This window comes from Longimicrobium sp., from assembly GCA_036389795.1.
In the GTDB taxonomy this organism is placed as follows: Bacteria; Gemmatimonadota; Gemmatimonadetes; order Longimicrobiales; family Longimicrobiaceae; genus Longimicrobium.
The window spans coordinates 18,557-41,842 of sequence record DASVWD010000111.1 but is presented as its reverse complement, the minus strand read 5'-3'; the positions used below and the strand labels follow the sequence as shown (position 1 = coordinate 41,842).

Sequence of the window (23,286 nt, the reverse complement as noted above, 5' to 3'; positions counted from 1 at the left end):
CGGCGTCGGCCCTGGCCATCAGCTGCAGGAAGTGCTCGTAGTGGCGGCGGGCCGCCGCGCGGTCGCCGGCCAGCTCCGCCGCGCGCGCGGCGCCGAAGAGGGCGCGGGCGCGGTTCGGCTCGCGCCGGAGCGTCTGCTCGTACGCGGCCTTCGCCTCGGCCGGGCGGCCCAGCTCCAGGAGGAGGTCGCCCATCAGCTCGCGCGCCGGGAGCAGCGGCCCCGGCGTCACCGGGTGCTTCTCGACCGTCTCCTCCAGCTCGGCCGCCTCGCGCGCCAGGCGCACGGCGCGCGCGTCGTCGCGCCCGGCGCGGGCCAGCCACGCCTCGGCCGCCAGCCGCTGCGCGCCCACGATGGTGGCCCAGTACTCGTCGCGGCGCGCGGCCAGGGTGTCGCGGAGCGCGGCCAGCGCGGCCACCTCGGCCCGCGCCGCGTCGGGCCGGCCGGAGCGCGCGGCGCCCACCGCGCGGGCGAAGCGGGCGATCGCCTCCACGTGCGGCGCCGCGCCGACGGGGAGCCGGAGCCCCGCGGCCTCGTCCCAGCGCCCGCGCTCCAGCGTGTAGCGCGCCGGCATGGCGGTGAAGTTGTAGCCGATGACGCTGCTGGCGTAGAAGGCGTCGGGGTTCTGCGTCGCGCGGTCCACCACCCGCTTCGCCTCGGCGTCGCGCCCCTGCTGCAGGTACGCGTAGACCATGTAGTCCATGGCGTGCACCGCGGCGTTCGAGTCGGGCTCGGCGGCCGCGGAGCGCCGGTTGGCCTCGATCGAGTCGTCCCAGTAGCCCAGCCGCGTGAAGATGTGCGACGGCATGTGCAGCGCGTGCGGCGCCGCCGGGGCGATCGTGGCGTAGCGGCGCGCGGCCTGGAGCCCCTGCCCGGCGATCGGCGGGGCGTCGAAGGCGTGGATGGTGTAGTGCGCCAGCCCCGGGTGGTTCGGCTGCCGGATGAAGAGCGGCTCCAGGATCGCCGCCGCGGCCAGCTGGCGCTCGAACTTGAGGTCGCTGGGCGGCGCGTTGGCGATCACGGCGCGGGCGTAGAAGATCGCCGCCTCGGGGTCGTCGGGGTTGGCGTCGCGCAGGCGGCGGAGCGCCTCCTCGTGCGCCCGCATCCGCGCGCGGTAGTCCACCGTCTGGTAGCTGTCGTAGAGCGCCAGCGCGGCCGCCGCGTAGCCCTGCTCGCGCGGCGTGGCGGCGCGGGCCAGGTCCACGGCCGTGCGGGCGGCGGCCAGGGCGGCCTGCAGCCGGGGCGCGGGCGGGCTCACCGCGGCGAACGGGTTGCCCAGCAGCGTCATCGCCACGCCCCAGGGCGCCATCGCGCAGCGCGGGTCCGCGGCGGCCGCCTGCTCGAAGGTGCGCTGCGCCTGGTCGAACCAGAACGAGTGCAGCATGGCCACGCCGCGCTCCACCAGCGGCTGCGCGGCGGCGTTGCACGAGGTGGGGAACACCACGCGCCCCAGCTGAGCGGCGTCACCGGCGTGCTGGTGCTCCTGCGCGCGGACGTCCGCCGCCGCGGCCAGGGCGGCGAGCGCGAGGGCGGCGGAGGCGAGGCGGAGCGGGAGAGGGGAGCGGGCGGACATCGCGGTCTCTTGGTCCGGGGAAAGTCGATCCTGCGAGTGCGGGGCTTCCACGATACGCGCTTCGCGGCGCGCCGGGAAGCCTCGGGCCGTGGGCTGGATGGAGCGTGGCAGGTCCGCGAAGCGCCGTCCCCGCCGGCACGCGCCGGGCGCTACGGCGCCGGGCGGCGAAGCCGGCGCGGCACCTGGAAGCCGTGGCTGGACGTGGCCAGCATGTCGTGGAGGGGCACGGAGATGAGCTGAATCGAGCGGCGCCAGATCATCGTCGTCCAGCGCAGCATCTCCGAGAGCACCTGGTCTCCCGGCGCGACGGCGGGCTGCCCGTCCGCGGCATCCGGCTGGGTTCCCTCCGCCGGCCACTTCGCGGTGAGCATCGCCTCCTGCCTGCGGATGTCCTCGAGGACGGAGAGGTCTCCACGCCGCTGGGCGACCACCGCGAGAACCTCCACCAGCTCGTAGATCTGGTTGGCCAGGATGTCGTACTTCCTCCAGAAGGACGGATTCCCGAGATAGCTTTCGGCGCCCAGGCGGACGGCGAAGCGTTTTTCGAAGATGGGTCTCCTGCGCGAGCGGAGCTCCTCGAGGCGTTCCGCGGACAGGTCGCCGGTCCTGAGCGTGCCGAAGACCAGGGAGAGCAGGTGGTTCAGCCTGTCTCCCGTATTCTCGAGGAACTCCAGGGCTTTGTCCCGCTTCTTCTCCTGCCTGGCCCAGCGCTCCTTCAGCCAGTTGAGGATCACCCCGCCCAGGACCAGCGTGAGCACGGTGTTGACGACCGGCTGATTGTACCATGCTGCCGGAGCCGCGGCTTGAACTTCAGCGATGGAGAAGAAGGCTGGAGGCATGGACCCCCCGTCGGACACGAGCCTGGAAAGACGCTCTGACACCGCCGGATCGAGGCGCGCGCGGGGCGGTGGGAAGGCGGCCCCGGCTGCAGCCGAGAGCTTCCACGATACGCGCTCCGCGGCGCGCCGGGAAGAGCGGTGCGGAGGGTGATCTGATCCAGCTTCTCAACGCGACGTGTCTCGCAGGGGCGAGCCTGCGAGTCCGAACTGAGGCAGCCCGTTCACAGGTCCCCGCCGATCGCGCACAGGCTGGCCCCGCCGGTCGAGGCAGGCCTCGCCCCTACGAATCTTCCGATCGAAATCACAGGGAGATAAACCCGGCGGCCGGCGCGTGCATCGGATGCGGAGTCACCTGTTTCCGGTCCCCCCCGAGCCCGCCCCGGCCATGCGACCCGTCTTCCCGCTCCTGGGGCTCCCGCTCCGCTGCGCCGCCCTCCTCTCCGTCCGCCCCGCCGCCGCCCAGCACGCGCTGACGGCAGAGCAGTGGCGGGCGGACCCGCGCTACCTGGCCGACACGCTCCCCAAACGCCACCGCGACCCGTTCGCCCGCGTCAGCCGCGCCGCGTTCGACAGCGCGGTGGCGGCGCTGGACGCGCGCATCCCGCGGCTGGCCGACCACGAGGTGGTGATGGGGATGCGTCCCCGCCTCGGCCCGCGTGCAGGTGGGCCTCGCCCGCGCCCACCTGGCCACCGGCGACGCCGCCCGCGCCCGCGAGGCGCTCACCCGGGCCCTGGAGCTGGACCCGCGGAATGCCGAGGCGCGGCGCCTCCTCGGTTCGCCCGCCCCGCCCCGCTGAGCATCACGTCGGAACGGAAAACAAAAAGTCTCACGCAGAGCAGCAGAGTCAGCAGAGAACAGCGACGTTCTCTGCTGACTCTGCGTGAGAAAAGCCGTTTGCTTCTAGCCGGCCGCGGGCAGCTTCGCGAGCAGGGCCTGGTCGAGGGCGTCGGGGTGGCCTTCCGCCAGCTCCTCCAGCTCGCGCAGGACCTCCTTCGCCGGGCGGTGGCGCTCGGCCACCTGGAGCGCCCGGACCCTCCCCAGGCACTCCCGCGCGGCCGCCACGCCCTCCGCGCTCTGGAAGCGCTCCTGGAAGCCCAGCACGAAGGTGCTCACCGCCCCCAGCACGGCGATCACGAAGCAGGGCACCTGCCACGCGAACGAGGGGTTCTTCGCCCCGCTGGCGCGCAGGCTCTCCAGCATCGACGGCCCGAACACCGCCACCCCGGCGGCCAGCAGGCTGCTGAAGAGGCCGAGCACGAGCCCCATGGTGGCGACCCGGCGGTAGCGCCGCGACCGGTCCGCGGCGCGGGCCTCCACGCTCTCGGCGAGCTCGCCCAGGAACCGGCGCAGGTCGAAGGCGGCGAGCCCCGGCACCGCGACGGCGGCCTGGGGCGCGGCGAGCGCGGGTCCGGATCCACCCGCGGCGGTCACGTCGGTCGGCATGGCCTCACCTCCATCCTCGTTCCACGGACGACGAACGGGCACGCATCCTCAGCTCGCGGCGAGCACGGGGAGCGGGTGCGCGGCGCCGGACTCCAGGTACGCGTTCGGGTCGTGCTTGAGGGCGCCCTCGGGGAGCCACTCCCAGAGCGGCCCCAGGTGCCGGCGGACCTGGTCCACCAGCACGGCCGGCACCTCGCGTGTCTCGCCTTCGAAGAAGGCGCGGAACCCCGGCTCGTGCGCCAGCCAGTGGCGCATCTTCTTGTGGTACGCCAGCCGGTTGTTGCGCTCCGACGAGACGCCGCGGAAGAACTGCTCCCAGCAGATGTAGGAGTGCTTGTTCTTCCACAGCCTGCGCCCCAGCGCCTTCGGCGAGAAGGAGTACTCGAAGGTGTCGATCACGTGGTCGTAGAACTCCGTCCACTCGTAGTTCTTCGGCACCACGTTCATCGCCTGCACCAGGTCCAGGAAGTGGAAGGGCACGGGGATCACCCGCCCGTCGCGCTGGTAGTCCAGGTTCAGCACGGCGTTGCGCCCGAACGCCGACAGCACGGCGAAGTGCGGGTAGATCCCCGGCGCCAGGTCGATGAAGCGCTTCGTGAGCTCGAACGGCTCCGCCCCCTCGTCGCAGTCCAGCCCGAAGATCAGGTTGCACTGCGTGTAGGGGACGTAGCGGTTCACCAGGTTGGCCTGCTCGGCCACGCGCTCCACCTTCTCCATCCCGCGCACCGAGAGCAGCTTCGACTTGTTGCCCATGTCGTACCACGACTCGATCCCCGGGGCGATGGCCTTGAACCCGTTGCGCTGCAGCCGCTGCAGGTTCTCCTCCTTCAGCAGCGACAGCGAGGTCTCGGCCACGAACGTGATGGCGCCGGGGGGGACCACCTCCTCGATGGCGTCCAGGTAGTCGTCGAAGCGGATGCCGAAGTTGGGGTCGTGCCAGACGGCCACCGAGCGCGGCATCTGCAGCTCCATGAAGAAGCGCAGGTCGTCCTTGAGCCCCTCGTAGGCGAGCGGCTGGTATGGCACCACGGCGTCGATGCAGAAGCTGCACTTGTACGGGCACCCCAGGCTCCCCAGCAGCGGCACCAGCCGGAGCACCTTGGCGCGCTCCATCGACGGCTGCAGGAACTTCCACCGCTGCCTGAGGCCCGGCAGCTCGTGGGGCTGCTGCCGGGCGGAGAGGTAGAGCCCCAGCGGCCTGTGCGGCTCGGCGTCCAGCAGGATCTCGCGCAGCGTCTCCTTGTCGCAGAAGCCCACCACGTAGTCGAAGTACCTGCGGGCGTCCTCGGGATACGAGCGCGCGTGCGGCCCGCCCAGCACCGTGGGCACCCCCTGGTGCCGGTAGTAGGCGCTGAAGGCGTACGCCAGGAGCGCGCACTGCGAGAAGGCGTTGATGAAGAGGAGGTCCAGCTCTTCCGGGAGCCCGCCGGCCAGCAGCTCGGTCCCCGAGTAGTAGGCGATGTGGACCTGGTGCCCCTCTTCCTCGCACCAGACGCCCACCACCTGGGGCATGATGCTGGTGTTGTTGGCGCGCATGAGGCGCGAGTAGCCGTTGGTGGGCGGCTCCTTGCCGAGCAGGTCGATGATCCCGATGCGCATGTCGCCTTTTCGCCGGAGGGTGGCTGGGAAGACAACTCAGGAGAGCACGAGAGACACACCGTACGGGCGCCGGGCGCGGGAGGCAAGGAGTTCGTGCGCGCGGCCGCGGCGGGCCGCGTCCCCGCGCGCGTTCAGGGCGGCAGGATCACGTCGTTCCGTGCTCCGGCAGGCCGCGCGCATCGTACCGTTTTCCATGGATCGTTCTGGATTCTGATCCTTCCAACGGAAGCCTCACACGAGTCAACGGAGTCAACGGAGAACCCCCGCAGTTCTCCGTTAACTCCGTTTCCTCCGTGTGAGACATTCAGTTATGGATCTCGATCCCGCGAGGCTACTGCGCCTGGAGCACCTGGCGCCGGAAGTGGAGGACGCCGCGCTGCTCGAAGCGCAGCAGGAGCTCCGTGGGCGTGACCTCGAACGACCGGGCGCGCAGGAGCCCCTCCTGATACTTCCCGGCCTCTTCGGCCTCCGGCCCGCCGATCAGCGTGCCGACCAGGTCCCGCACCTGGATCGCCCCCTCCGCGGAAGCCGCGTAGCTGCCGCCGTAGACGTTCGGGCCGGCCTCGCCGCCCACGCGGCCGTCGGCGCTGAAGTTCACGATGAACCGCGCGCGGGCGGCGGAGAAGTCGCCCGAGGCCGGGGCGAACCCCACCAGGGTCCAGGCCGGGCCCGGCAGCAGGGCGGGATCGCGGGTCCCGCCGGCGAGCTCGGGCGCGGTGGCCGAGCTGCAGGAGAGCAGGCCGGCCAGGAGCAGTACGGACAGGGCAGCTTTCATGTGAGCCACTCCTCGAACGGGTTTCGTCGAACTCCACTGCGTCTGGAGAACGACACGCCACGCGAGGGTGTGACAGGGCCGTTGCCCGCGCCGGGTGTGGCGGAGCGAGCCGGCGCCGGCGATCCGGGCCGCCGTCCGCGCAAAGCCAGCGCGGGGGCACGAAAGCTCGTGCCCCCACGGGAGGCGGAAAGGGCGGCGGCCTACCGGATCTCGCCGAACGGGCGGAGCTGCGGCTCGACGGCGGCCCGGTCGCCCACCACCACGATCGCCATCTTCTCGTGGTCCAGGTACGTGCGCGCGATCCGCTGCACGTCGGCCGGCGTGACGGCGTACACCCTCTGCACGTACGTCTGCAGGAAGCTCTCCGGCAGGCCGTACAGGTCCACGAAGGCGAGCTGGTTGATGATGCCGCCCCGCGAAGAGTTCTGCAGGACGAAGGTGCCGGCCAGGTAGTTCTGGATGCCGCGCAGCTCCTCGGCCGTGGGCGGCTCGCCGCGCAGCCGCTCGATCTCCCGGAAGATCTCGGTGAGCGACGCGCCGGTCACCGGCGTGGTGACGTCGGCGATCTCGGCCCAGAACGCCGTCCCCAGCCGCGGCGAGACGGTGGAGCCGGGCGAGTAGGTGTAGCCCTTCTGCTCGCGGATGTTGCTGGTGATGCGCGAGCCGAACGAGCCGCCCAGCAACGCGTTGGTCACCTGCAGCGGCACCCAGTCCGGGTGCGACGGGTCGATGATCGGCAGCCCCACGAAGACGGTGGACTGCACCGCTCCCGGGCGGTCGATCAGATGCACCACCCGGCCCGTCGCGGGGCTCGGCCGCACCGGGGCCGGCGCCGGGCCGCGGGCCCAGTCGCCGAAGGCGCGGCGGACCGCCTGCTCCACCGCCTGCGCGTCGAAGCGCCCGGCCACGTACAGGTGGCTCCGCGCGGCGCCGAAGTTCGCCGCGTAGAAGTCCTTCGCCTGCTGCACCGTGTACCCCTGGATCTGCGCCTCGGTGGGGAAGATCCGCCCGTAGGCGTGGCCGGGGTAGAGCACCTGGCGGAAGCGCTCCGCGGCCAGCGGCTGCGGCTGGCTGCGCGAGATGGCGAGCTGCCGCACCCGCGCCGCCTTGAGCCGCGCCAGCTCCGACTCGGGGAAGCGCGGGTTGCGGGCCACGTCGGCCACCAGCTCCACCATCCGCGGCGCGAACTCGGCCAGCACGCTGCCGGTGACGCTGGTGCTGTTCTCGCCCACGCCCACGCCGATGGAGCCGCCCATCCCCGCGGCCTCGCGGTTGAGCTGCTCCGCCGTGCGGGTGGCGGTCCCCTCCTCCATGAGGTCCGTGGCCAGCTCCAGCAGCCACGTCTGGTCCGGGCCCTCGTCCGCGCTGCCCACTCGCACGCTGAGCAGCACGGTGGCCTTGGGGGTCTGGCCGTAGGGGACGAGCGTCACCTCCATCCCGTTGGGGAGGGTGAACTCGCGCGCGGCGGGGACGCGGAAGGGCCGGGGCGCGCCCGGCGCGGGGGGCGCCTGGCGCGGCTGCGCGGCGGCCGGGGCGGCCGCCGCCAGCGCGAGGCCCAGGGCGAGGAGCCTGCCTGTCGTTCGCATCGGGGTGGCCTCCGGTCAGCGGGCGGCGGCCGCGGGGCGCGGCTCGACGACCAGGATGGTGCGGTTGGCGGGGCGCAGGTACTCCTGCGCCGCGCGCTGGATCAGCTCGGGCGTGACCTTGCGGAACTCCTCCTCGATCCGGTTGATCATCCCCGGGTCGTCGTGGAACAGCGCGAAGGAGGCCAGCAGGTCCGCCCGGCCGAAGCCGAACAGCGCGTCCTGCCCGTCGTACAGCCCGCTGCGCACCTTCACCAGCGCGCGGTCCAGCGTGGCCCGGTCCACCGGCCCGGCGCGCAGCGGCTCCACCACCTGGTCGAAGGCCGCCACGATCGAGTCGGCGGGGACGCCGCGGTCGTGGAAGAGCCACGCCGTCCACAGCGTGGGCCCGTTGATGTTGAACGGGTTCCCCAGGGGGTTGAAGCTCGCCGAGACGCCGCTGGTGTACCCCTTCTCCTGCACCAGCTTCTGGTAGAGCCGGCTGTCGCGCCCCTGCGCCAGGATCTGGTCCAGCACCGCGAGCGCGAAGTACTCGGCCGTCCACACCCGCGGCGCGTGGTAGCCGATGGCGAGCGCGGGCCGCTGCGCCAGCGTGTCCCGCTTGACGGCGCGCTTCTCCTCGGTCTGGCGCGGCTCGGAGAGGTCGGGCTGCGCGGGCTGGGGCACTGCCGGGATGTCGCCGAAGTACTGGCGGATCCAGCGCAGGGCCTGCGCCGGGTCGAAGTCGCCCACCACCACCAGCGCCGCGTTGTTGGGCGAGTAGTACGTCTTGAAGAAGCTCTGCACGTCGGCGAGCGTGGCCGAGTCGAGGTCGGCCAGGTCGCCGTAGAAGTTGTGCGCGTTGTACCAGTTGGTGTTGGCGTACTGGGGCATGTCCAGCCAGGGGAAGCCGCCGTACGGGGTGTTCAGCACGTTCACGCGCACCTCGTTCTTCACCACCTCCTGCTGGTTCGCGAGGTTCTCCTGCGTGACGTCGAGCCCGCGCATGCGGTCGGCCTCGGCCCAGAGCACCGTCTCCAGCGTGTGGGCGGGGACGACCTCGAAGTAGTTGGTGAAGTCGAACCGGGTGGAGCCGTTCAGGATGCCGCCGTTGGACTGCACCAGCCGGATGAACTCCATCTTCCCCAGGTTCCGCGACCCCTGGAACATCATGTGCTCGAAGAGGTGCGCGAACCCGGTGCGGTTCCGCGGCTCGATGCGGAAGCCGATGTTGTAGTAGACGCCCACCACCACGGTGGGGCTGGTGGTGTCGCGCGAGAGCACCACCTTCAGGCCGTTGTCCAGCTTGTGGTACTCGATGGGTACGGTCGGGCGCGGCGCGCCCCCCGCCTGCGCCGCCGCGCCTCCCGCGGCCAGGCAGGCGGCGAGGACGAGGGCCGGCGCGCGTGAGACGGTTCTCATGCGGTCTCCAGGGAAGGAGGGAAGAGCGGCGCGCCGCCCGGGAGAGCCGGCGCGCGTCCGCCGTCAATTTCCGCGCACCCGCCCCCGCGCGTCAACACCCGTGGGACGATCCGGGCGGCCGCAGCGCGCGGCGCCGGCCTGAGGCCGCGCTCAGGCGCGGCGCAGGTCCTTCTCGTCGGCCATGAAGCGGCCGCCGCCCTCGGCTTCGACCTCATACTGGACGATCTCCCCGGAGGCGTAGCCCTGGCGGATGGTGCCCCGGCCGCGCGGGGCCTGCACGCGCTCGCCCTTGCGGAAGCGGAACGCGGCCGCCCCGCCGGCGTCGTCCAGCGTCTTCAGCCCGTCGCGCCAGTGGATGTGGAAGGGGCCGACGCCGTGCACCTGCACCACCGCCCCGTCCGGCGAGGCGCCGAACATGGTGCTCCCCTTCGGCGCGAAGGCGTAGGTGCCGGGCTTCATCTCCCGCAGCGCGGCCCGGTCCCAGCGGTCTCCCACGGCGAAGTACCACGTCCCCTGCACCACGGTGACGTGCTCGTCCACCGGGTGCGAGTGCAGGGGGATGATCGTCCCCGGCAGCTCCCGGATGCGCATCACGAACGGCTCGCCGGGCTTCTCCGGGTCGCCGTAGAGGATCTCCACGTCCCCCGCCATCGGCCGCAGCGGGATCACGCGGGGCCGCGAGGCGCTGGTGTCGGCCCGGGCCACGCCCGAGGCGGCGTCGAACGCGCCGCGCTCCTCCCCTCCGCCCTTCCACGCGGGCGCCTCGCGGCCGCAGGCGAGCACCAGCAGGCACAGCGGCGTGCAGCCCCATCGGCGCATCATGCCCCTCCGACGCTGAACCGTGATACCGGATTCCAGGAAGCAGTGTGCAATCCGGTCCTTTCGCGAACCATGTCATTCCGAGCGGCGCCGCAGCACCGATCCGGATTCCACACCTCAGCTGGGCGGCGCCCGAGGAATCTACTCACCCCGCCCGGACGCTGGCTCCATGCATCGGTCCGGCCTCCTGCCGGCCGCGGGTGGATCCTCGGGAGCCTGGCGACTTCGGTGGCGAACGCGCATCGGGCTCCACTCGGAACGACGGCTTCCCAATGCGCAGCGAATCTCGAAAAACGGTATGAGAGCTGATACGGCCCAGATTCCGTAGGACGCTTCACCAGCCCCGGTGACGCATCCGCCTCAGGATCTCCCGCCGGTACCACCCCGTGTTGTCGGGCGTGCGCCGGCGCGGGTTGGGGAGCAGCGCCGCCAGCCCCGCCGCCTGCGAGCGGGAAAGGCGCTTCGCGGACACCCCGTAGTGGTGCCGCGCGGCCGCCTCGACGCCGTAGACGCCGTCGCCCCACTCCACCTGGTTGAGGTAGAGCTCCAGGATGCGCTCCTTGCCCAGGATCAGCTCGGCCGGCGGGGTGAGCGCCAGGTCGTACAGCTTGCGGACCGGGTTGCGGCAGGCGCACCCGAAGAGGTTCTTCATCAGCTGCTGCGTGATGGTGGAGGCGCCGCGCACGCGTCCGCGCTCCGCCGCGTCGCGGCGCGCGTTGCGCATCTCCTCCCAGTCGAAGCCGTGGTGGGTCCAGAAGCGCCCGTCCTCCGCGGCCACCACCGCCCGCGCCACGTGCGGCGGCAGGCTGGCGAGCGGGACGACCTCCCGCCGCTTGTCGTATTCGCGCCGCCCGAGCCAGGCTTCGACCCGGCGCTGGACCTGGACCCCGGTCGTGGGCGGCGGGACGAAGCGGTAGGCCGCCAGCAGAATCAGGCAGAAGACGTAGTACGCGGCGAAGAGCTTGAGCGCCGCCTTCCCCACCCGGACGGCCGCACCGCGGGCCCTCCGCGGCGGGCGCGCGGGCGGAGCGGCGGGCCGCGGCTGCCCCACGTCCAGCGGCAGGGTCGGGTCGGCGTCCGGGCTCGCCCACGGTGCGCGGCTGTCGCTCATCGTACCTCTTTCGGCCCGAAGCGGGAGGCGGGATCGTCCGCCGGGACTTTCGCTGCGGTTGGGCACGAGAGATGCCACCGGACCAGCGATTTCTCTCGACCTGTGGGAAGGCCGCCGAACCGTCGACCGGGGGAGGGGAGGATGTCCCGCACGCGCACCCGCATCCGCCGCGCGCTCGCGCTCGGCTCGCTCGCCACCTGGACGGCGGCGCTGGCCGCGTGCGGCGGGGGGCACGTGCCGCTCCCCGCGCTCTCCCCCTCCACCATCGGCGACACCGCCGGGCTGGTGGCGCGCGGGGAGTACATCGTACGCAGCGTGGCCGTCTGCGGCCACTGCCACTCGGCCGACCCGCGCAACTCCGACGGGCCGCTCAGCGGCGGCTTCGCGTTCCGCAACTGGCGCCTGGGCACCGTCCGCGCGTCGAACCTGACGCCGGACCCGGCCACGGGGCTGGGCGCCTGGAGCGACGCCGAGATCGTGCGCGCCATCCGCTCGGGCGAAGACCGCGAGGGGCACGTGCTGGCCCCCGTGATGCCGTACGAGTGGTTCCGCGGGATGTCCGAGCGCGACGCCCTGGCGGTGGCCCGCTACCTGAAGAGCCTGCCGCCGGTGCGCAACGAGGTGAAGAACAGCCCCAACCTGGTCTACCGCGCCGCGCGGATCTTCGTCCTGGGCCCGAAGGACCCCACCGCGACGACGGTGCCGCGCCCCGGCCCGACGGCCGAGTACGGCGCCTACCTGGCCAACCACGTCTCCCTCTGCGCCGACTGCCACACGCCGCGCGGCGGGCTGCAGTCCACGCCGGACCGCGACCGGCTCTTCGCGGGCGACGCCACGCCGCCGCAGGGCTTCCCCGCCAACCCGTCCAACCTCACGCCCGACCGGGACACCGGCATCGGGCAGTGGGACGAGGAGGACTTCCTGCGCGCCATGCGCACTGGCGTCAACCCGCGGGGCGACACGCTCCACCCCTTCATGCCCTGGCGCGAGATGAAGCGGATGAGCGACGACGACCTGCGCGCCATCTACCGCTACCTGCGCACCCTGCGGCCGATCCACAACCCGGTGCCCCGCCGGCGGCCTGCGCAGGCCGGAGGGTGAGCGGCCACACCGTCCCGGGCGGGTTGACGCCGGCTGAGAATCTGATCCGGTAATCGGCCTCGCCCCTACGGGAACTTCGATCGCGCTGCAGCTTGCCTGGTCGAGCCCGCCGGACCTCCCGGCGGGCTCCCTCGATTCCAGGTCATCGCTCCGACCACCGCGACCCGGGAGAGGCGACGCGGAGCATCACAAAGGAGCGCCCGCAATCCGCCGGCGCGCGCCACGGCGCATCATCCGCTTTCGTATGAACCACTTCGAATTCGAAGTGAGCAGAATGGACTCTGCGCCAGGCCGCCGGCTCCCCTTGCCGGGTGCCCGGGAGGGGTGTAAAGATTCTTTTCACGCCGACAAAGGAACCGGATGACGAGCCACAAGGAGACCGCGTGACGATTCGGGCACATTCACGGAGCGACGAGCCCTGGGTGCTCGGACTCAGCGCGTCTCACAACGGTGCCGCCTGCCTCCTCCACGGAGACCGCATCGTGGCGGCCGTCCAGGAGGAGCGCCTCTCGCGCACCAAGCGGGACCGCCTCTTCGGATCCGAGGAAAGCCTCGCCGTCGGCTACTGCCTGCAAACGGCCGGCATCCGTCCGGGCGACCTGGATCTCGTGGTCCTCTGCGGCCAGGACAGGCTGATCGCGCCCTGGTACGATCTGGCCGTCAACCGCCAGCTCAGGCTGGTCAGGGAAAAGGTTCCGTGGCTGACCATCTCACACCACCTCGGCCACGCGTACCACGCGTTCGCGACGTCCGGGTTCGAAGACGCGGCGATCCTCGTGGTGGATGGGCTGGGCTCCCCGTTCGAGGATCTCTCGCCCGAAGAGCAGTCCCTGGTGCCCGACGCGAAGGGTGGATGGGAGATGATCTCGCTCTACCAGGCATCGGGCACGACCGTGGCGCCGCTCGAGAAGCACATGACCGCCGATCACCTCTGGCTGCAGTTCCGGCCCGAGGGAATGCCCCTGTTTCGCAGCCTCGGAGGGATGTATTCCGCCGTGGCGGCCCAGCTCTTCGACAATCCCATGGAGGCCGGGAAAGTCATGGGGCTGGCGCCGTACGGCGCGCCCGTGTTCGCACCCGAGGAGTTCTTCACGCTGGCGGACGGACGGTTCGTCTTCCACGACGGGGTTCCCGAGCGCTTCGATCACGACCGCCGGTGGCCGGACTGCGAGCTCGAGTACCGGAACCTGGCCCGCTCCGTCCAGGGTGCCCTGGAGGTGGCCGCGGAGCATCTCTTCGACAGGCTGGCGAAGCTCTCGGAAAGCCGCAACCTGTGCTATTCCGGGGGCGTGGCGCTGAACTGCATCGCGAACGAGAAGCTCTTTCGCGGGTCCCTGTTCCGCGACGTGTACATCCCCCCGGCCGCCGAAGACAGCGGCGTGGCGATCGGTGCGGCATACTTCGGGCTCTGGCGCCTGACGAACCGCAACACGCTCCGCGCCCTGCGGAAGGATGCGGTCGGACGCATCTACTCCCGTGACGAGATCGACCGCGCGGTCCAGGCGACGCCCGGCGTGAAAGTCACGAAGTGCGGAGCGGAGGAGGTGCTCGACGCGACCGTCTCCCGTCTCTGCGACGGCGAGTTCGCGGGATGGTTCCAGGGCGCGTCGGAGCTCGGACCGCGTGCGCTCGGCGGGCGGAGCATCGTGGCCGATCCGCGGAACCCGGAGGCGAAGGACCTTCTGAACCGGCGGGTGAAGGCACGCGAGGCGTTCCAGCCGTTCGCCCCCGCCATCCTGGAAGACCAGGCGGGTGAATGGTTCGACGTCGAGGGCACCAGCACGTCCAGTCCCTTCATGCTGCGCGTCTGGCCGTTCAAGCCGGCGGCCGGGGACCGGGTGCCGGCGGTGGTCCACGTGGACGGCACCGGGCGGGTGGAGACGGTTCCCCGGGACGGAGACCATCCCTTCTACCCCCTCCTGGACCGGTTCGCGCGCGCCACGGGAGTCCCGATCCTGCTCAACACCTCGTTCAACGGCCGCGGCGAGCCGATCGTGGAGACGCCCGAGGACGCGCTGTGGTGCATGCTGGAAAACGGCCTGGACTTCGTCGTCCTGGAGGATCGCCTCGTCGAGCGGGATGCGCCGACCCGCTCCCTCCTGGACCTGGTGCCCGTCCTGCTCGCGGAACAATACGTCCTGGAGCTCCTCCTTCGTCCCGGGGGACTCGCGGAAAGCGGTCCGGACACGGTCGTCGGCGTGCGAGTCGAGACGCCGTGGGGGGTTCGCGAGGAGATGCTGCCAGGTACGATGTACCCGCTGGTTTCCGCGATCGACGGCGTGGCGGACGGATGGGGATTGCGTGAGAGGATCGGCGCGAGCACCGGGAGCGCGCCGGAGCCACGCGAGCTCGTTCGGGCGCTCGGCCAGCTTCGCAGGCTGTCCATCATCACCCTCCGATCCCGTCCGGCGGGCGGATCCGACCTGGACGAGGCGCCCGGGGCTCCGTGACCGGCCGCCGATACCGGGCCGCCGCGGGCGAATGAATTCGCCCGCTACAAGCACACGAAGTCCGCCTTCGCGGACTGGCGGGCTGCGCCCGCGCGCTTCGCGCCTGAAGCCCGCCTGCCGGCGACGAAGCCGGCCTCCGCGCCGAACCAGCCTGCGAAGGCAGGCTTCTCGCCGTTGTTGCCGCGGGTTTACCCGCCCTTGCCCCGCCCCTGCCTCGACAAGAGCCTCACGCGTGCGCCGGCGCGCCGTCCTCCGCGAGCGGCACGGCGGAGACCGGGGAGACGGCCTCCACGCGGACGGGGACGCCGTTCAGCGCCGCGTTGCCGCCGAGCGCGTCGAGGCGCAGCTCGTCGGTGACGTCGTTGGCGCTGGCGCCGGGGTGCGCGGCGGCCACGCCCAGCCGGACGCCGGGCCGCGCGTGCCCGAAGCCGTGCGGCAGGCTCACCACCCCGGGCATCACCTCGTCGCTCAGCTCGGCGGCCACCTCCACGCTCCCCGCGCTCGAGCCGAGGCGCACCCGCGCGCCGTCGGCGATCCCCCGCGCGGCCGCGTCGGCGGGGTGCAGCAGCAGGGTGCAGCGGTCGCGGCCCTTCATCAGCCGCGGGTAGTTGTGCATCCACGAGTTGTTGCTGCGCAGCTGCCGCCTGCCGATGAGCAGCAGGTCGAAGCCGCCGTCCGCCGCCGCCGCGCCGTCCAGCAGCCGCGCGCGCAGGCGGGCCACGTCTTCCAGCAGCGGCCCCGGCGCCGCGTGGATCTTCCCGTCCTTCGTGGCCAGGCGCTCGGGGAGCGAGGGGCGCAGCGGGCCCAGGTCGACGCCGTGCGGGTTCCTCCGGAGCCGGCGGAGCGAGAGGCCGCGCGCGAAGGGGACGAAGCCGGCGCCGTAGGGGCCGGTGCGGAGCGCCAGGTCCAGCAGGCCGTGCGGCTTCAGCCGGCCGAGCGCCGCGTGCGCGAGCCGCGCCTTCACCCCGCGCTCCAGCCGCCGCTGGAGCCCCAGGAAAATCTGCCAGTCGTGCAGCGCGCCCGGCGGGGCGGGGAAGACGGCGGGGGAGTACTTCGCCGCGTCGCGCACCGAGAGCAGGTAGAACGCCAGGTCGTAGTGGTCGTGCTCCAGCGGCGAGGTGGGCGGCAGGATCAGGTGCGCGTGGCGCGTGGTCTCGTTCAGGTAGAAGTCCACCGAGACCATGAAGTCCAGCCCCGCCAGGGCCCGGTCGAGCTGTGCGCCGTTGGGCGTGGAGAGCACCGGGTTGCCGGCCGAGGTCACCAGCGCGCGCACCTGGCCGGGTCCGGGCGTCAGGATCTCCTCCGCCAGCGCGGCCACCGGCAGCTCGCCGCTGAACTCCGGCAGGCCGCGCACCCGGCTCTTCCAGCGCCCGTAGCTGCCGCGCCGGCTCCGCTTCAGCACGTCCACCGCGGGGTGAGTGAACATGGCCCCGCCCGGCCGGTCGAGGTTGCCGGTGACCAGGTTCAGCGTGTTGATCAGCCAGTGCGCCAGCGCGCCGAACTCCTGGGTGCTGACGCCGCAGCGGCCGTACGCCACCGCGCTGGGCGCCGCCGCGAACTCGCGCGCCAGGGCCCGGATCTCCTCCGCCGCGATCCCGGTGGCGGGCGCCGCGCGCTCGGGCGGCATCTCGCTCGCGAGCGCGCGCACCGCGTCCAGCCCCAGGGTGCGGTCCGCCAGCCGGCCCGGCTTCTCCAGACCCTCGACGAAGACCACGTGCAGCAGGGCCAGCAGGAGCAGCGCGTCGGTGCCGGGGCGGATGAAGTGGTGCCGGTCGGCGAGCGCGGCGGTCTCGCTCCGCCGCGGGTCGACGACGACGACGCGGCCGCCCCTCGCGCGGACGGCGCGGATGCGGCCCGCCGCGTCGGGCGCCGACATCAGGCTGCCGTTGGAGACGGCCGGGTTGGCGCCCAGCACCAGGAAGAAGCCGGTGCGGTCCAGGTCGGGGATCGGCAGCAGCAGGTAGTGGCCGAACATGAAGTACGCGGCCACGTGGTGCGGGAGCTGGTCCACCGAGGTGGCCGAGAACCGGTTGCGCGTTCCCAGCGCGCGGACGAAGCCGGGGGCGTAGAGGAGGCTGCCGTAGTTGTGCACCGTGGGGTTGCCCTGGTACACGGCCACCGCGTCGCGCCCGTGCTCGCGCTGCACGGCGGAGAGGCGCTCGGCGGCCTCGTCGAGCGCCTCGTCCCAGGGGACCGCCCGCCAGCCGCCGGGGGTGCGCCGGAGCGGCTGGCGCAGGCGGTCGGGGTCGGCGTGCACGTCGCCCAGCGCCACGCCCTTGGGGCAGATGTGGCCGCGGCTGAACGGGTCGTCCCGGTCCCCGCGGATGGAGACGACGCGGCCGGCCTCGGCCTCCAGGACCAGGCCGCACATCGCCTCGCAGAGCGTGCAGGTGCGGTAGTGGGTGCTCATGGGCAACCGCCGGTGGGTGCCTGGCGCCGGGCGCGCACCGCGCGTGCGCGCCCCGACGCTGAAGCTCAGGCGGGTGCCGCCGTACCGCAAGGGAGGCGGAGGAAGCGCGCCGGCCCGTCAGGTATCGGCGTACGCCGGCTCTCCCGCCTCGGCGACCACGGAGCGGAAGCCGGCGAGCCTGCCGTCGCGGAAGGAGTAGTGCTGGGCGAGGAGGACCTCGTACGGCTCGCCGGTCTCCGCCAGCCGGCCGGTCTCGCGCGCCATCACCATCACGTCGTCGCCCTGCGCCACCAGCGCCAGCGGCTCGGAGCGCTGGTCGCGCACCTGGCCGAAGTTCGCCGCGATGGCGGCGATCACGTCTTCGGCGCCCGCGGCCCGGCGGACCCAGGGGAAGCGCGCGGGCATGGCGAGCTCGAAGGTGGCCTCCGGCGCCAGGAAGCCGCGCAGCTCGTCGAAGCGGCCCGCGGCGATGGCGGCGACCATCCGGCCGAGCAGCTCGACGTTCGTCCCCTCGTGCTCCTTGCCCGCGCTGGCCGGATCGCCCTCGGCGAACGCCGTCCTGAGCTCCTCGGGCGCCTCGGCGAGTGACACCTGCTTCATGGGCACCTCCTCGATTGCGGACCGACCGGCGGAGCCGGCGAACCGGTAGCGCGGGATGGTCGCTACCGTGGCCCTGGCCACCGTCATCGAAAGCGTTTCATCCCGGCCACAACCAGCCGAACACGCCCGCCGCCAGGAGGGCGTAGATCAGCCCGTCGAACGTCTCCTTGACCGTGAAGCTCCAGGCGCGGCGGTACCAGATCGACACCTGCCACAGGGCGAGCGCGTACCCGATGAACGCGGTGGTGCCGGCGAAGCGGAAGACGTCCAGGTACTCCGCTCCCGGGGGCAGCGCGCGCGAGGCGACGTACGCGGCGAAGATGCTGACCACCAGGCAGTACAGGAACCAGAGCGCGAGATTCCTCCCCATCGACCAGGGACCGTTCGGGACCACCGTCATGATCACGACGGGACCCTGCCGCATCTTCTCGGCGAACTCCGGCGACTTCATCTCCGCGCCGCTCGTCGCGCGGGGCACCATGTAGTCGCCCGGCGGGATGGCGAACGGCCGCAGCGCGTCCATCACCCGGTCTTGGTCGGGCACCCCGGGATAGTCGTTCCTGTGCCAGAGGGGCGCCATGTGGATGATCGCACTGGCGACGAAGACGAGCACGGCCGACAGCAGGATCGGGAGCCACAGCGCGGTCAACCCGGTCATACCCACCTCCTTTGGTGGAAACGGGCCCGTGTTGGCGGGGGAAGGAGTCTTGCCGGCTGGACAGGATAATGATGGATCGCGCCGATGAACACATTCTTCTGAAGACGGGAGCGCCGGGGCGCCTTCAGCGCGCCACGCCGGACAGGTCCCGGTACCAGAGGAGCTGGACCTCGTCCGGCAGCCCGGGATAGGCGAAGCGGTGGATCGCTCCCAGCACGCATCCCCGCCGCGCGTAGAACCGGCACGCCGGCACGTTGACGTTCTGCGTCTCGACCTTGAGCCACCGGCACCCCCGCGCCGCGGCCCACGCCTCCGCCGCGCGGAAGAGGGCGGTGCCGACCCCACGCCCCCGTGCGTCGGGCGCCACGCGGATGTCCCACAGCACGGCCAGGTCCAGCCGCCCCTCCAGCATCTGGACGTCTGCCGTGTCGAACGCCACGGCGGCCCCGCCGGCGAGCCGTCCCGCGATCCTCGCCCCGAACAGCCCCCAGCGCGAGAGGTCGAAGCTCCTCGCCCAGTCCGCCGGGTGCGACCCCTCGATCGCGTCGTAGTCCTTCACGTACGGGACGCCGAGCCCGCGCCGCGCCAGGACGATCCCGCCGAGCCCGTCGTCCGGCGCCGACACGTCCAGCACCTCGCCGACCTCGAAGGCGATGGGGATGCGCGCGTACTCCGCCAGCGCCGAGACCGGCTCCTCGGTGATCTCAATCCTCATCCAGAAGGACCTTTCCGCCGGTCGATGCCAGGGAGGATCGGGCCCGTCATACCAGATTCCGCGATCGATTGGGCAACGAGGTGTCATCCTGAGGGAGCCGCTGCGCCGAACCTGCCTCGGCAACGATGCCTGGCGGCGGCCGAAGGATCTACTCCCCCCGGAGCGAGGCCGGCTTCCGCGCACCGCATCCGGCCGCCAGACACGCGGAGCAGATCCTTCGGTCGCGTCCGACCATTGGCGCGGGAGCGAATTACGCGCGGACGCTCCCTCGGGATGACTTCGTGTGTGGCATGGAATGCACGGTCGGTTTCGGAAGGTGGCATCAGACCCGCCGCGACATGAGCAGGTCTTCCGAGTACCGCCCGCCGAGGCTTTCGTAGAACGCCCTCGCCGCCGCGTTCGGGGGATACACGGCCCAGACGAGCGCGTGGCCGCCCGCGCGCCGGCAGACTTCCGCGGCGGCGTCCATCAGGGCGCGGCCCACGCCCGCGCGCCGGGCGCTCCCGGCGACGAACAGGTCCGCCACGTGGAGGACGCGGCCCCCGCGGTCGACGTCGTAGCCCTCGTGACAGAGCAGGTAGCCGACCGCCCGGCCGTCGGCTTCCGCCAGCAGGCTCGTGAAGGCGGGGCGCTCGCCGAAGCCGTCGCGCAGGTACGCCTTGGCCGTCACGCCGCCCGGGGCCGGGTCCCCGAGGTCCCGCAGGTACGCGACGAACTCCCGGCTGAGCGCGCCGACGGCTCCGGCGTCGGCGGGGGTGCAGGCCCGCACGCGCACGCGCGTCGAGCCGGGCTCCGCGCCGCTCACGTCATCCGGGGCCGGCGGAAGCCTGGTCCAGCGCGCGGAAGCGCTCGCTGAACCGCTCCATCCGCTCGCGGTTCACCCCGAAGTCGCGCCGGCCCAGGCGCGAGGCCGAGCGGAAGCGGACCAGCTTCGCGGGGCCGTCCACCACCACCTCCACGTCGTCCACGAAGCGGAAGACGCGGCTCCGCGCCTCCGCGCGCAGGTAGCCGGGCGCCTCCAGCACGACGCGCGTCCGGGGCTCCCGCAGCAGCGCCTCCCGCGCGCGCGCCTGCGCCTCTTCGGGCGTGCCGCGGAACGGGAGCGGGGGTATGGCGTGCCGCTCGTCCGTCGCCTCGGTCGAGACGCAGTTGGGCGTGCGCGGGCAGGGCCGCAGCGGCTGCCCCGGCTCGGTGAGCCTCATCTGCGCGTGGCAGCCGACGAGCGGCAGCAGCAGCAGGAGAAGCAGGAGCGGGCGCGGTCGTCGCACGTTCCCCCGGTGGCACGGCATGGGAGGATCATGGGCCCGAATGGGTGTGGCTGCCCGGTCTTTCGCTCGAGCGGACGGAAGTCCGGAGCGTACGGGAATCTCGGGACCCTGCATCTGTTTTGCCAGACCGGCAACCCGAGCGCTTGAGAACTGCTCGATCTAACATCGCGTTGCCACCCACCCGACGAAGTGCTCCGCCATTACGGCGTCGAACCCGGTGAGCTCTGTCAGTGCCAACCTGATATACGGCAAGAAATCTCGACAACGTAGATAACCGGCCGAGCCACACCAAGCGAGGCCGCACCCCAATTTCGCAAACTGCTTCTGCCACTCGCGAAGATCCTCGGGAATTACTTGGTTGACGCCGGAGATTACAAATACGACGATGCGGGGGCGATCAGGCAGTGGAGAGAAGCCCGCAGGATCAATCAGTGGGATGGCCTCGCCCTCGTGCATCTGGAGGTAACATTCCTCGACGTACCGTCTGAGCTCATCCTTTTTCAGCTTGGAGCCGAGCTTGTGCTCGAACCAAAGCTCGAGCGTCGGCGAGGCGAGCACCATATCAGGAAAGATCCGGCGTCGGCGGTTGACCTGCCGTTCACCATAGATCAACCATGTGATCTCGGGGTCGAGATGGAGACCCGAAGAGTCTTCGATCCAACGGAGAAAGGCTCTCAAAAGCGGTGGATTCCGCCGAAGCAGAACAATGAGGCCGAAGTTGAAGCACAACTCCGGGTTTTCTCCGAAAGCCGCTGCAAAATCTTCAAACACGTTCGAGAGATTTTCCATGCCGCGTACTCGGTGCAGACGATGTGGGTCTATCTCCACCCCACGCCGATCCCGGCCGTGGTGCGCAGGCGCTCCCCGAGCTGCGCCGTGTGGTGCTGGATGTGGCGGATGCTGGAGACCTGGTGCTCCGCGCGCGAGCGCTTCTTCCAGCTGAACCCGCACTCCGGGTCCAGGAGGTCGTGCGCGTCCACGGCGCCGTCGACCATTCCGTCGCAGAGGCTCCAGTACGTCAGCAGCTCCGCCTTCGTGTACGGCACGCCGGTCTGCGGCGGCCGGTGCGGTAGCTCCAGCACGTCGTCGAGCTCCGGCGGCCCCGGGACGCCGTCCATGTCCTGGAGCCCCGTCTGGTGGTGCTCCCAGGGGCGGAAGTCGGCCTGGTTCGACTGGAGGTAGAGGTGCGTGAAGTACAGCGTGTGGTAGGCGATCCGCCAGAACGGGTTGAGGTAGCCGCCGCCGGCCCAGAGCTCGCCGGGGCAGCGCTCGATCGCCTCCCGCAGCATCGCGAGCGCGGCGTGGTACTGCTGCTTCAGCGCGGCGCGGAACACCTGGACGGCGTCGATGCTTTCGGCGGCGGGCTCTCGCAAGTCCACGGCACAGCTCCTGGAAAGATGACCCCGACCGTAATCAAGGCCGGTAGCTGAGCGTCGGCCGGTAGCGCAGCAGCTCGCTCCGCACGCTTTCGACCAGGCCCGCGATGCCCGCCGCTCCTCCCTCGGGCGCGGCCTCGAAGAAGTCCGGGAGCGTCGCCGCCGCGGCGAAGGTGCGCACCGGGCGCATCAGCAGGTACTCGGGCGCCTGCCCCCCGATGCGGAGCCGGAACCACGTGTAGCGGGCGGCCGGGTCGCCCTGCCGGCGGGCGTGGTGCGCGGCGAGCGCCGCCGCGAACGCGCGCTCCCGGCCCGGCGCCACGCGGTAGGTGGTGAGGGCGAGGAAGGCCGACGTGTCGGGGAGCGGCGCGCCTCTGCCGAGCGCGTCCAGCCGCTCGTAGACGCCGTGGCCGAGGAAGTCCGCGTAGGGAGAGACGTTGGCGGCGTTGTCCGCGGCGTCGGCCGCCGGCTGCACGGCGGCGTCGAAGTCCGCGGCGGCGTGGCCGAAGGTGCCGTCCATGAACAGCCCGATGCGCTCGCCCAGCACGAACGACCAGCCGTACCACGTCCACGGATCGTTCGCCCCGCGGTGCCACTCCAGGTGGCGCTGGTAGCCGGCCTCGAACGCCGCCTGCTGTCCGGGCCTGGGCTGCAGGACCACGATGCGCGCGTAGGGCCCCGGCTCCGGACGCGGCGGAGTCTGCTGCGCGGTGGCGGGCACGGCGGCGCCGAGGGCGCAGGCGGCGAGCGCGAGGCGGAGAGGCAGCCGGCGGTTCAACGTGACACCTCCCATGGGGAGGACGGGTTCTCGGAGTCGCGCCCGGGGGCTCACCGCTGCCGCAGGAAGCGCAGGAGCAGGAGGTTGAACGCCTCCGGCGCGTCGCGGTTCGGGAGGTGGGCCCCGGGAATCCTCACCACCTCCACGCCCGGCGCCTGCGCCCGCACGCTGTCGGCGACCGCCTGGACCACGGGCGAGTCTCTCTCCCCGAGCACGAGCAGGCGGGGCATCGGCATTCCACGGAGCAGCTCCCGGCCGGCTGCCTCCGTCAGGTCCGGCGGCGCCCCGGGCTCCCTCGGCACCCCGGGGGGAGGACCGCTCATCGAGACCAGCGTCAGCGTCTCCACGCGCTCGGGATGCCGCGCCGCGAAGCCGTACGCCGCGCCCGCGCCCATCGAGAGCCCCACCAGGTGCGCCCGCCGCACGCCCAGGTGGTCCAGCACCCGGCCCAGGTCGTCGGCCATGGAGAACGGTCCCGTGGGCGGGGTGGAGCGGCCGTGCCCGCGCGCATCGTAGCGGATCACGCGGAACGCGCGCGAGAGCGGATCCACCTGCGGGTCCCACGACGTGTGGTCCAGCCCGCCTCCGTGGAGGAGCACGACGGCGGGGCCGCTGCCCCGGCTCTCGTAGTAGAGCTCGCCGCCCTCGACGGCGACCCGGCCCGTGTCGGAGGGCGCCGCGGGCGCGGAAGGCCGCACGGAGTGCGCGCAGGCGGTGCAGAGGACCAGCAGGAGGAGATACTTGCGCATGGCCTCGATTCCGTGGGAGTGCGTTGCGCTGGTCAGGCGA

At 72.1% G+C, this 23,286-nt stretch carries 21 protein-coding genes and 1 pseudogene; 3 read left to right on the top strand and 19 right to left on the bottom strand.

Features of this window, described 5'->3' with window-relative positions; all coding sequences use genetic code 11:
* Both VF746_15025 and VF746_15020 read right to left on the bottom strand, forming a co-directional pair.
* Positions 1-1,570 (bottom strand): hypothetical protein (locus VF746_15025; GenBank protein ID HEX8693733.1); only part of this gene is annotated, 1,570 nt, incomplete at its 3' end.
* 149 nt (positions 1,571-1,719) lie between these two features.
* Entirely contained in the window at positions 1,720-2,409 is a 690-nt protein-coding gene (locus VF746_15020; protein ID HEX8693732.1) for a hypothetical protein, read from the bottom strand.
* A gap of 653 nt (positions 2,410-3,062) precedes the next feature.
* Between VF746_15020 and VF746_15015 the strand changes: the two are divergent.
* Positions 3,063-3,206: pseudogene (locus VF746_15015) on the top strand (tetratricopeptide repeat protein).
* Positions 3,207-3,310: 104 nt separating this feature from the next.
* Here VF746_15015 and VF746_15010 read toward each other — a convergent pair.
* The 7 genes from VF746_15010 to mtgA all read right to left on the bottom strand — a co-directional run bounded on the left by VF746_15010 (position 3,311) and on the right by mtgA (position 11,141).
* A complete protein-coding gene (locus tag VF746_15010) occupies positions 3,311-3,853 on the bottom strand; it encodes a hypothetical protein (protein HEX8693731.1) in 543 nt (180 codons plus the stop codon).
* A 48-nt stretch (positions 3,854-3,901) separates the two neighbouring features.
* Entirely contained in the window at positions 3,902-5,452 is a 1,551-nt protein-coding gene (locus VF746_15005) for a hypothetical protein (protein ID HEX8693730.1), read from the bottom strand.
* A 331-nt stretch (positions 5,453-5,783) separates the two neighbouring features.
* Positions 5,784-6,227 carry an META domain-containing protein gene (locus VF746_15000; protein ID HEX8693729.1) on the bottom strand — a complete coding sequence of 148 codons (444 nt, stop codon included), beginning with the start codon at positions 6,225-6,227 and terminating at the stop codon, positions 5,784-5,786.
* 200 nt (positions 6,228-6,427) lie between these two features.
* Positions 6,428-7,813: a pitrilysin family protein gene (locus tag VF746_14995; protein HEX8693728.1), complete on the bottom strand. Its 1,386-nt coding sequence runs from the start codon at positions 7,811-7,813 to the stop codon at positions 6,428-6,430.
* 15 nt (positions 7,814-7,828) lie between these two features.
* Positions 7,829-9,211: a pitrilysin family protein gene (locus VF746_14990; protein HEX8693727.1), complete on the bottom strand. Its 1,383-nt coding sequence runs from the start codon at positions 9,209-9,211 to the stop codon at positions 7,829-7,831.
* A gap of 150 nt (positions 9,212-9,361) precedes the next feature.
* The gene (locus VF746_14985) at positions 9,362-10,033 is read right to left on the bottom strand and encodes a cupin domain-containing protein (GenBank protein ID HEX8693726.1); all 672 of its coding nucleotides are present in this window, start codon (positions 10,031-10,033) and stop codon (positions 9,362-9,364) included.
* A gap of 331 nt (positions 10,034-10,364) precedes the next feature.
* On the bottom strand, positions 10,365-11,141 hold the full coding sequence (gene mtgA / locus VF746_14980) for a monofunctional biosynthetic peptidoglycan transglycosylase (GenBank protein ID HEX8693725.1): 777 nt from the start codon (positions 11,139-11,141) through the stop codon (positions 10,365-10,367).
* 141 nt (positions 11,142-11,282) lie between these two features.
* Between mtgA and VF746_14975 the strand changes: the two genes are divergently transcribed.
* Together VF746_14975 and VF746_14970 are read left to right on the top strand one after the other, a co-directional pair.
* Positions 11,283-12,242 carry a c-type cytochrome gene (locus tag VF746_14975; GenBank protein HEX8693724.1) on the top strand — a complete coding sequence of 320 codons (960 nt, stop codon included), beginning with the start codon at positions 11,283-11,285 and terminating at the stop codon, positions 12,240-12,242.
* A gap of 311 nt (positions 12,243-12,553) precedes the next feature.
* On the top strand, positions 12,554-14,692 hold the full coding sequence (locus VF746_14970) for a carbamoyltransferase C-terminal domain-containing protein (protein HEX8693723.1): 2,139 nt from the start codon (positions 12,554-12,556) through the stop codon (positions 14,690-14,692).
* Positions 14,693-14,918: 226 nt separating this feature from the next.
* Here the strand turns inward: VF746_14970 and VF746_14965 are convergent, their stop codons facing one another.
* From VF746_14965 to VF746_14920, 10 genes are all read right to left on the bottom strand, one after another.
* Entirely contained in the window at positions 14,919-17,102 is a 2,184-nt protein-coding gene (locus VF746_14965) for a molybdopterin oxidoreductase family protein (protein ID HEX8693722.1), read from the bottom strand.
* A 117-nt stretch (positions 17,103-17,219) separates the two neighbouring features.
* Positions 17,220-17,702 carry a nuclear transport factor 2 family protein gene (locus VF746_14960; GenBank protein HEX8693721.1) on the bottom strand — a complete coding sequence of 161 codons (483 nt, stop codon included), beginning with the start codon at positions 17,700-17,702 and terminating at the stop codon, positions 17,220-17,222.
* Between the two features lie 97 nt (positions 17,703-17,799).
* Complete coding sequence (locus tag VF746_14955) at positions 17,800-18,360, bottom strand: hypothetical protein (protein ID HEX8693720.1); 561 nt, start codon at positions 18,358-18,360, stop codon at positions 17,800-17,802.
* Positions 18,361-18,484: 124 nt separating this feature from the next.
* On the bottom strand, positions 18,485-19,075 hold the full coding sequence (locus VF746_14950) for a GNAT family N-acetyltransferase (GenBank protein ID HEX8693719.1): 591 nt from the start codon (positions 19,073-19,075) through the stop codon (positions 18,485-18,487).
* Positions 19,076-19,397: 322 nt separating this feature from the next.
* On the bottom strand, positions 19,398-19,880 hold the full coding sequence (locus tag VF746_14945; GenBank protein HEX8693718.1) for a GNAT family N-acetyltransferase: 483 nt from the start codon (positions 19,878-19,880) through the stop codon (positions 19,398-19,400).
* A 1-nt stretch (position 19,881) separates the two neighbouring features.
* Positions 19,882-20,343, bottom strand: a complete 462-nt coding sequence (locus tag VF746_14940; GenBank protein HEX8693717.1) for a DUF1499 domain-containing protein — start codon at positions 20,341-20,343, stop codon at positions 19,882-19,884.
* Positions 20,344-20,502: 159 nt separating this feature from the next.
* Complete coding sequence (locus VF746_14935) at positions 20,503-21,132, bottom strand: hypothetical protein (GenBank protein ID HEX8693716.1); 630 nt, start codon at positions 21,130-21,132, stop codon at positions 20,503-20,505.
* A gap of 29 nt (positions 21,133-21,161) precedes the next feature.
* Positions 21,162-21,722: a DinB family protein gene (locus VF746_14930; GenBank protein HEX8693715.1), complete on the bottom strand. Its 561-nt coding sequence runs from the start codon at positions 21,720-21,722 to the stop codon at positions 21,162-21,164.
* A 34-nt stretch (positions 21,723-21,756) separates the two neighbouring features.
* Positions 21,757-22,497: a hypothetical protein gene (locus VF746_14925; protein HEX8693714.1), complete on the bottom strand. Its 741-nt coding sequence runs from the start codon at positions 22,495-22,497 to the stop codon at positions 21,757-21,759.
* Between the two features lie 50 nt (positions 22,498-22,547).
* The gene (locus VF746_14920) at positions 22,548-23,246 is read right to left on the bottom strand and encodes an alpha/beta fold hydrolase (protein HEX8693713.1); all 699 of its coding nucleotides are present in this window, start codon (positions 23,244-23,246) and stop codon (positions 22,548-22,550) included.
* Positions 23,247-23,286: the final 40 nt, after the last annotated feature.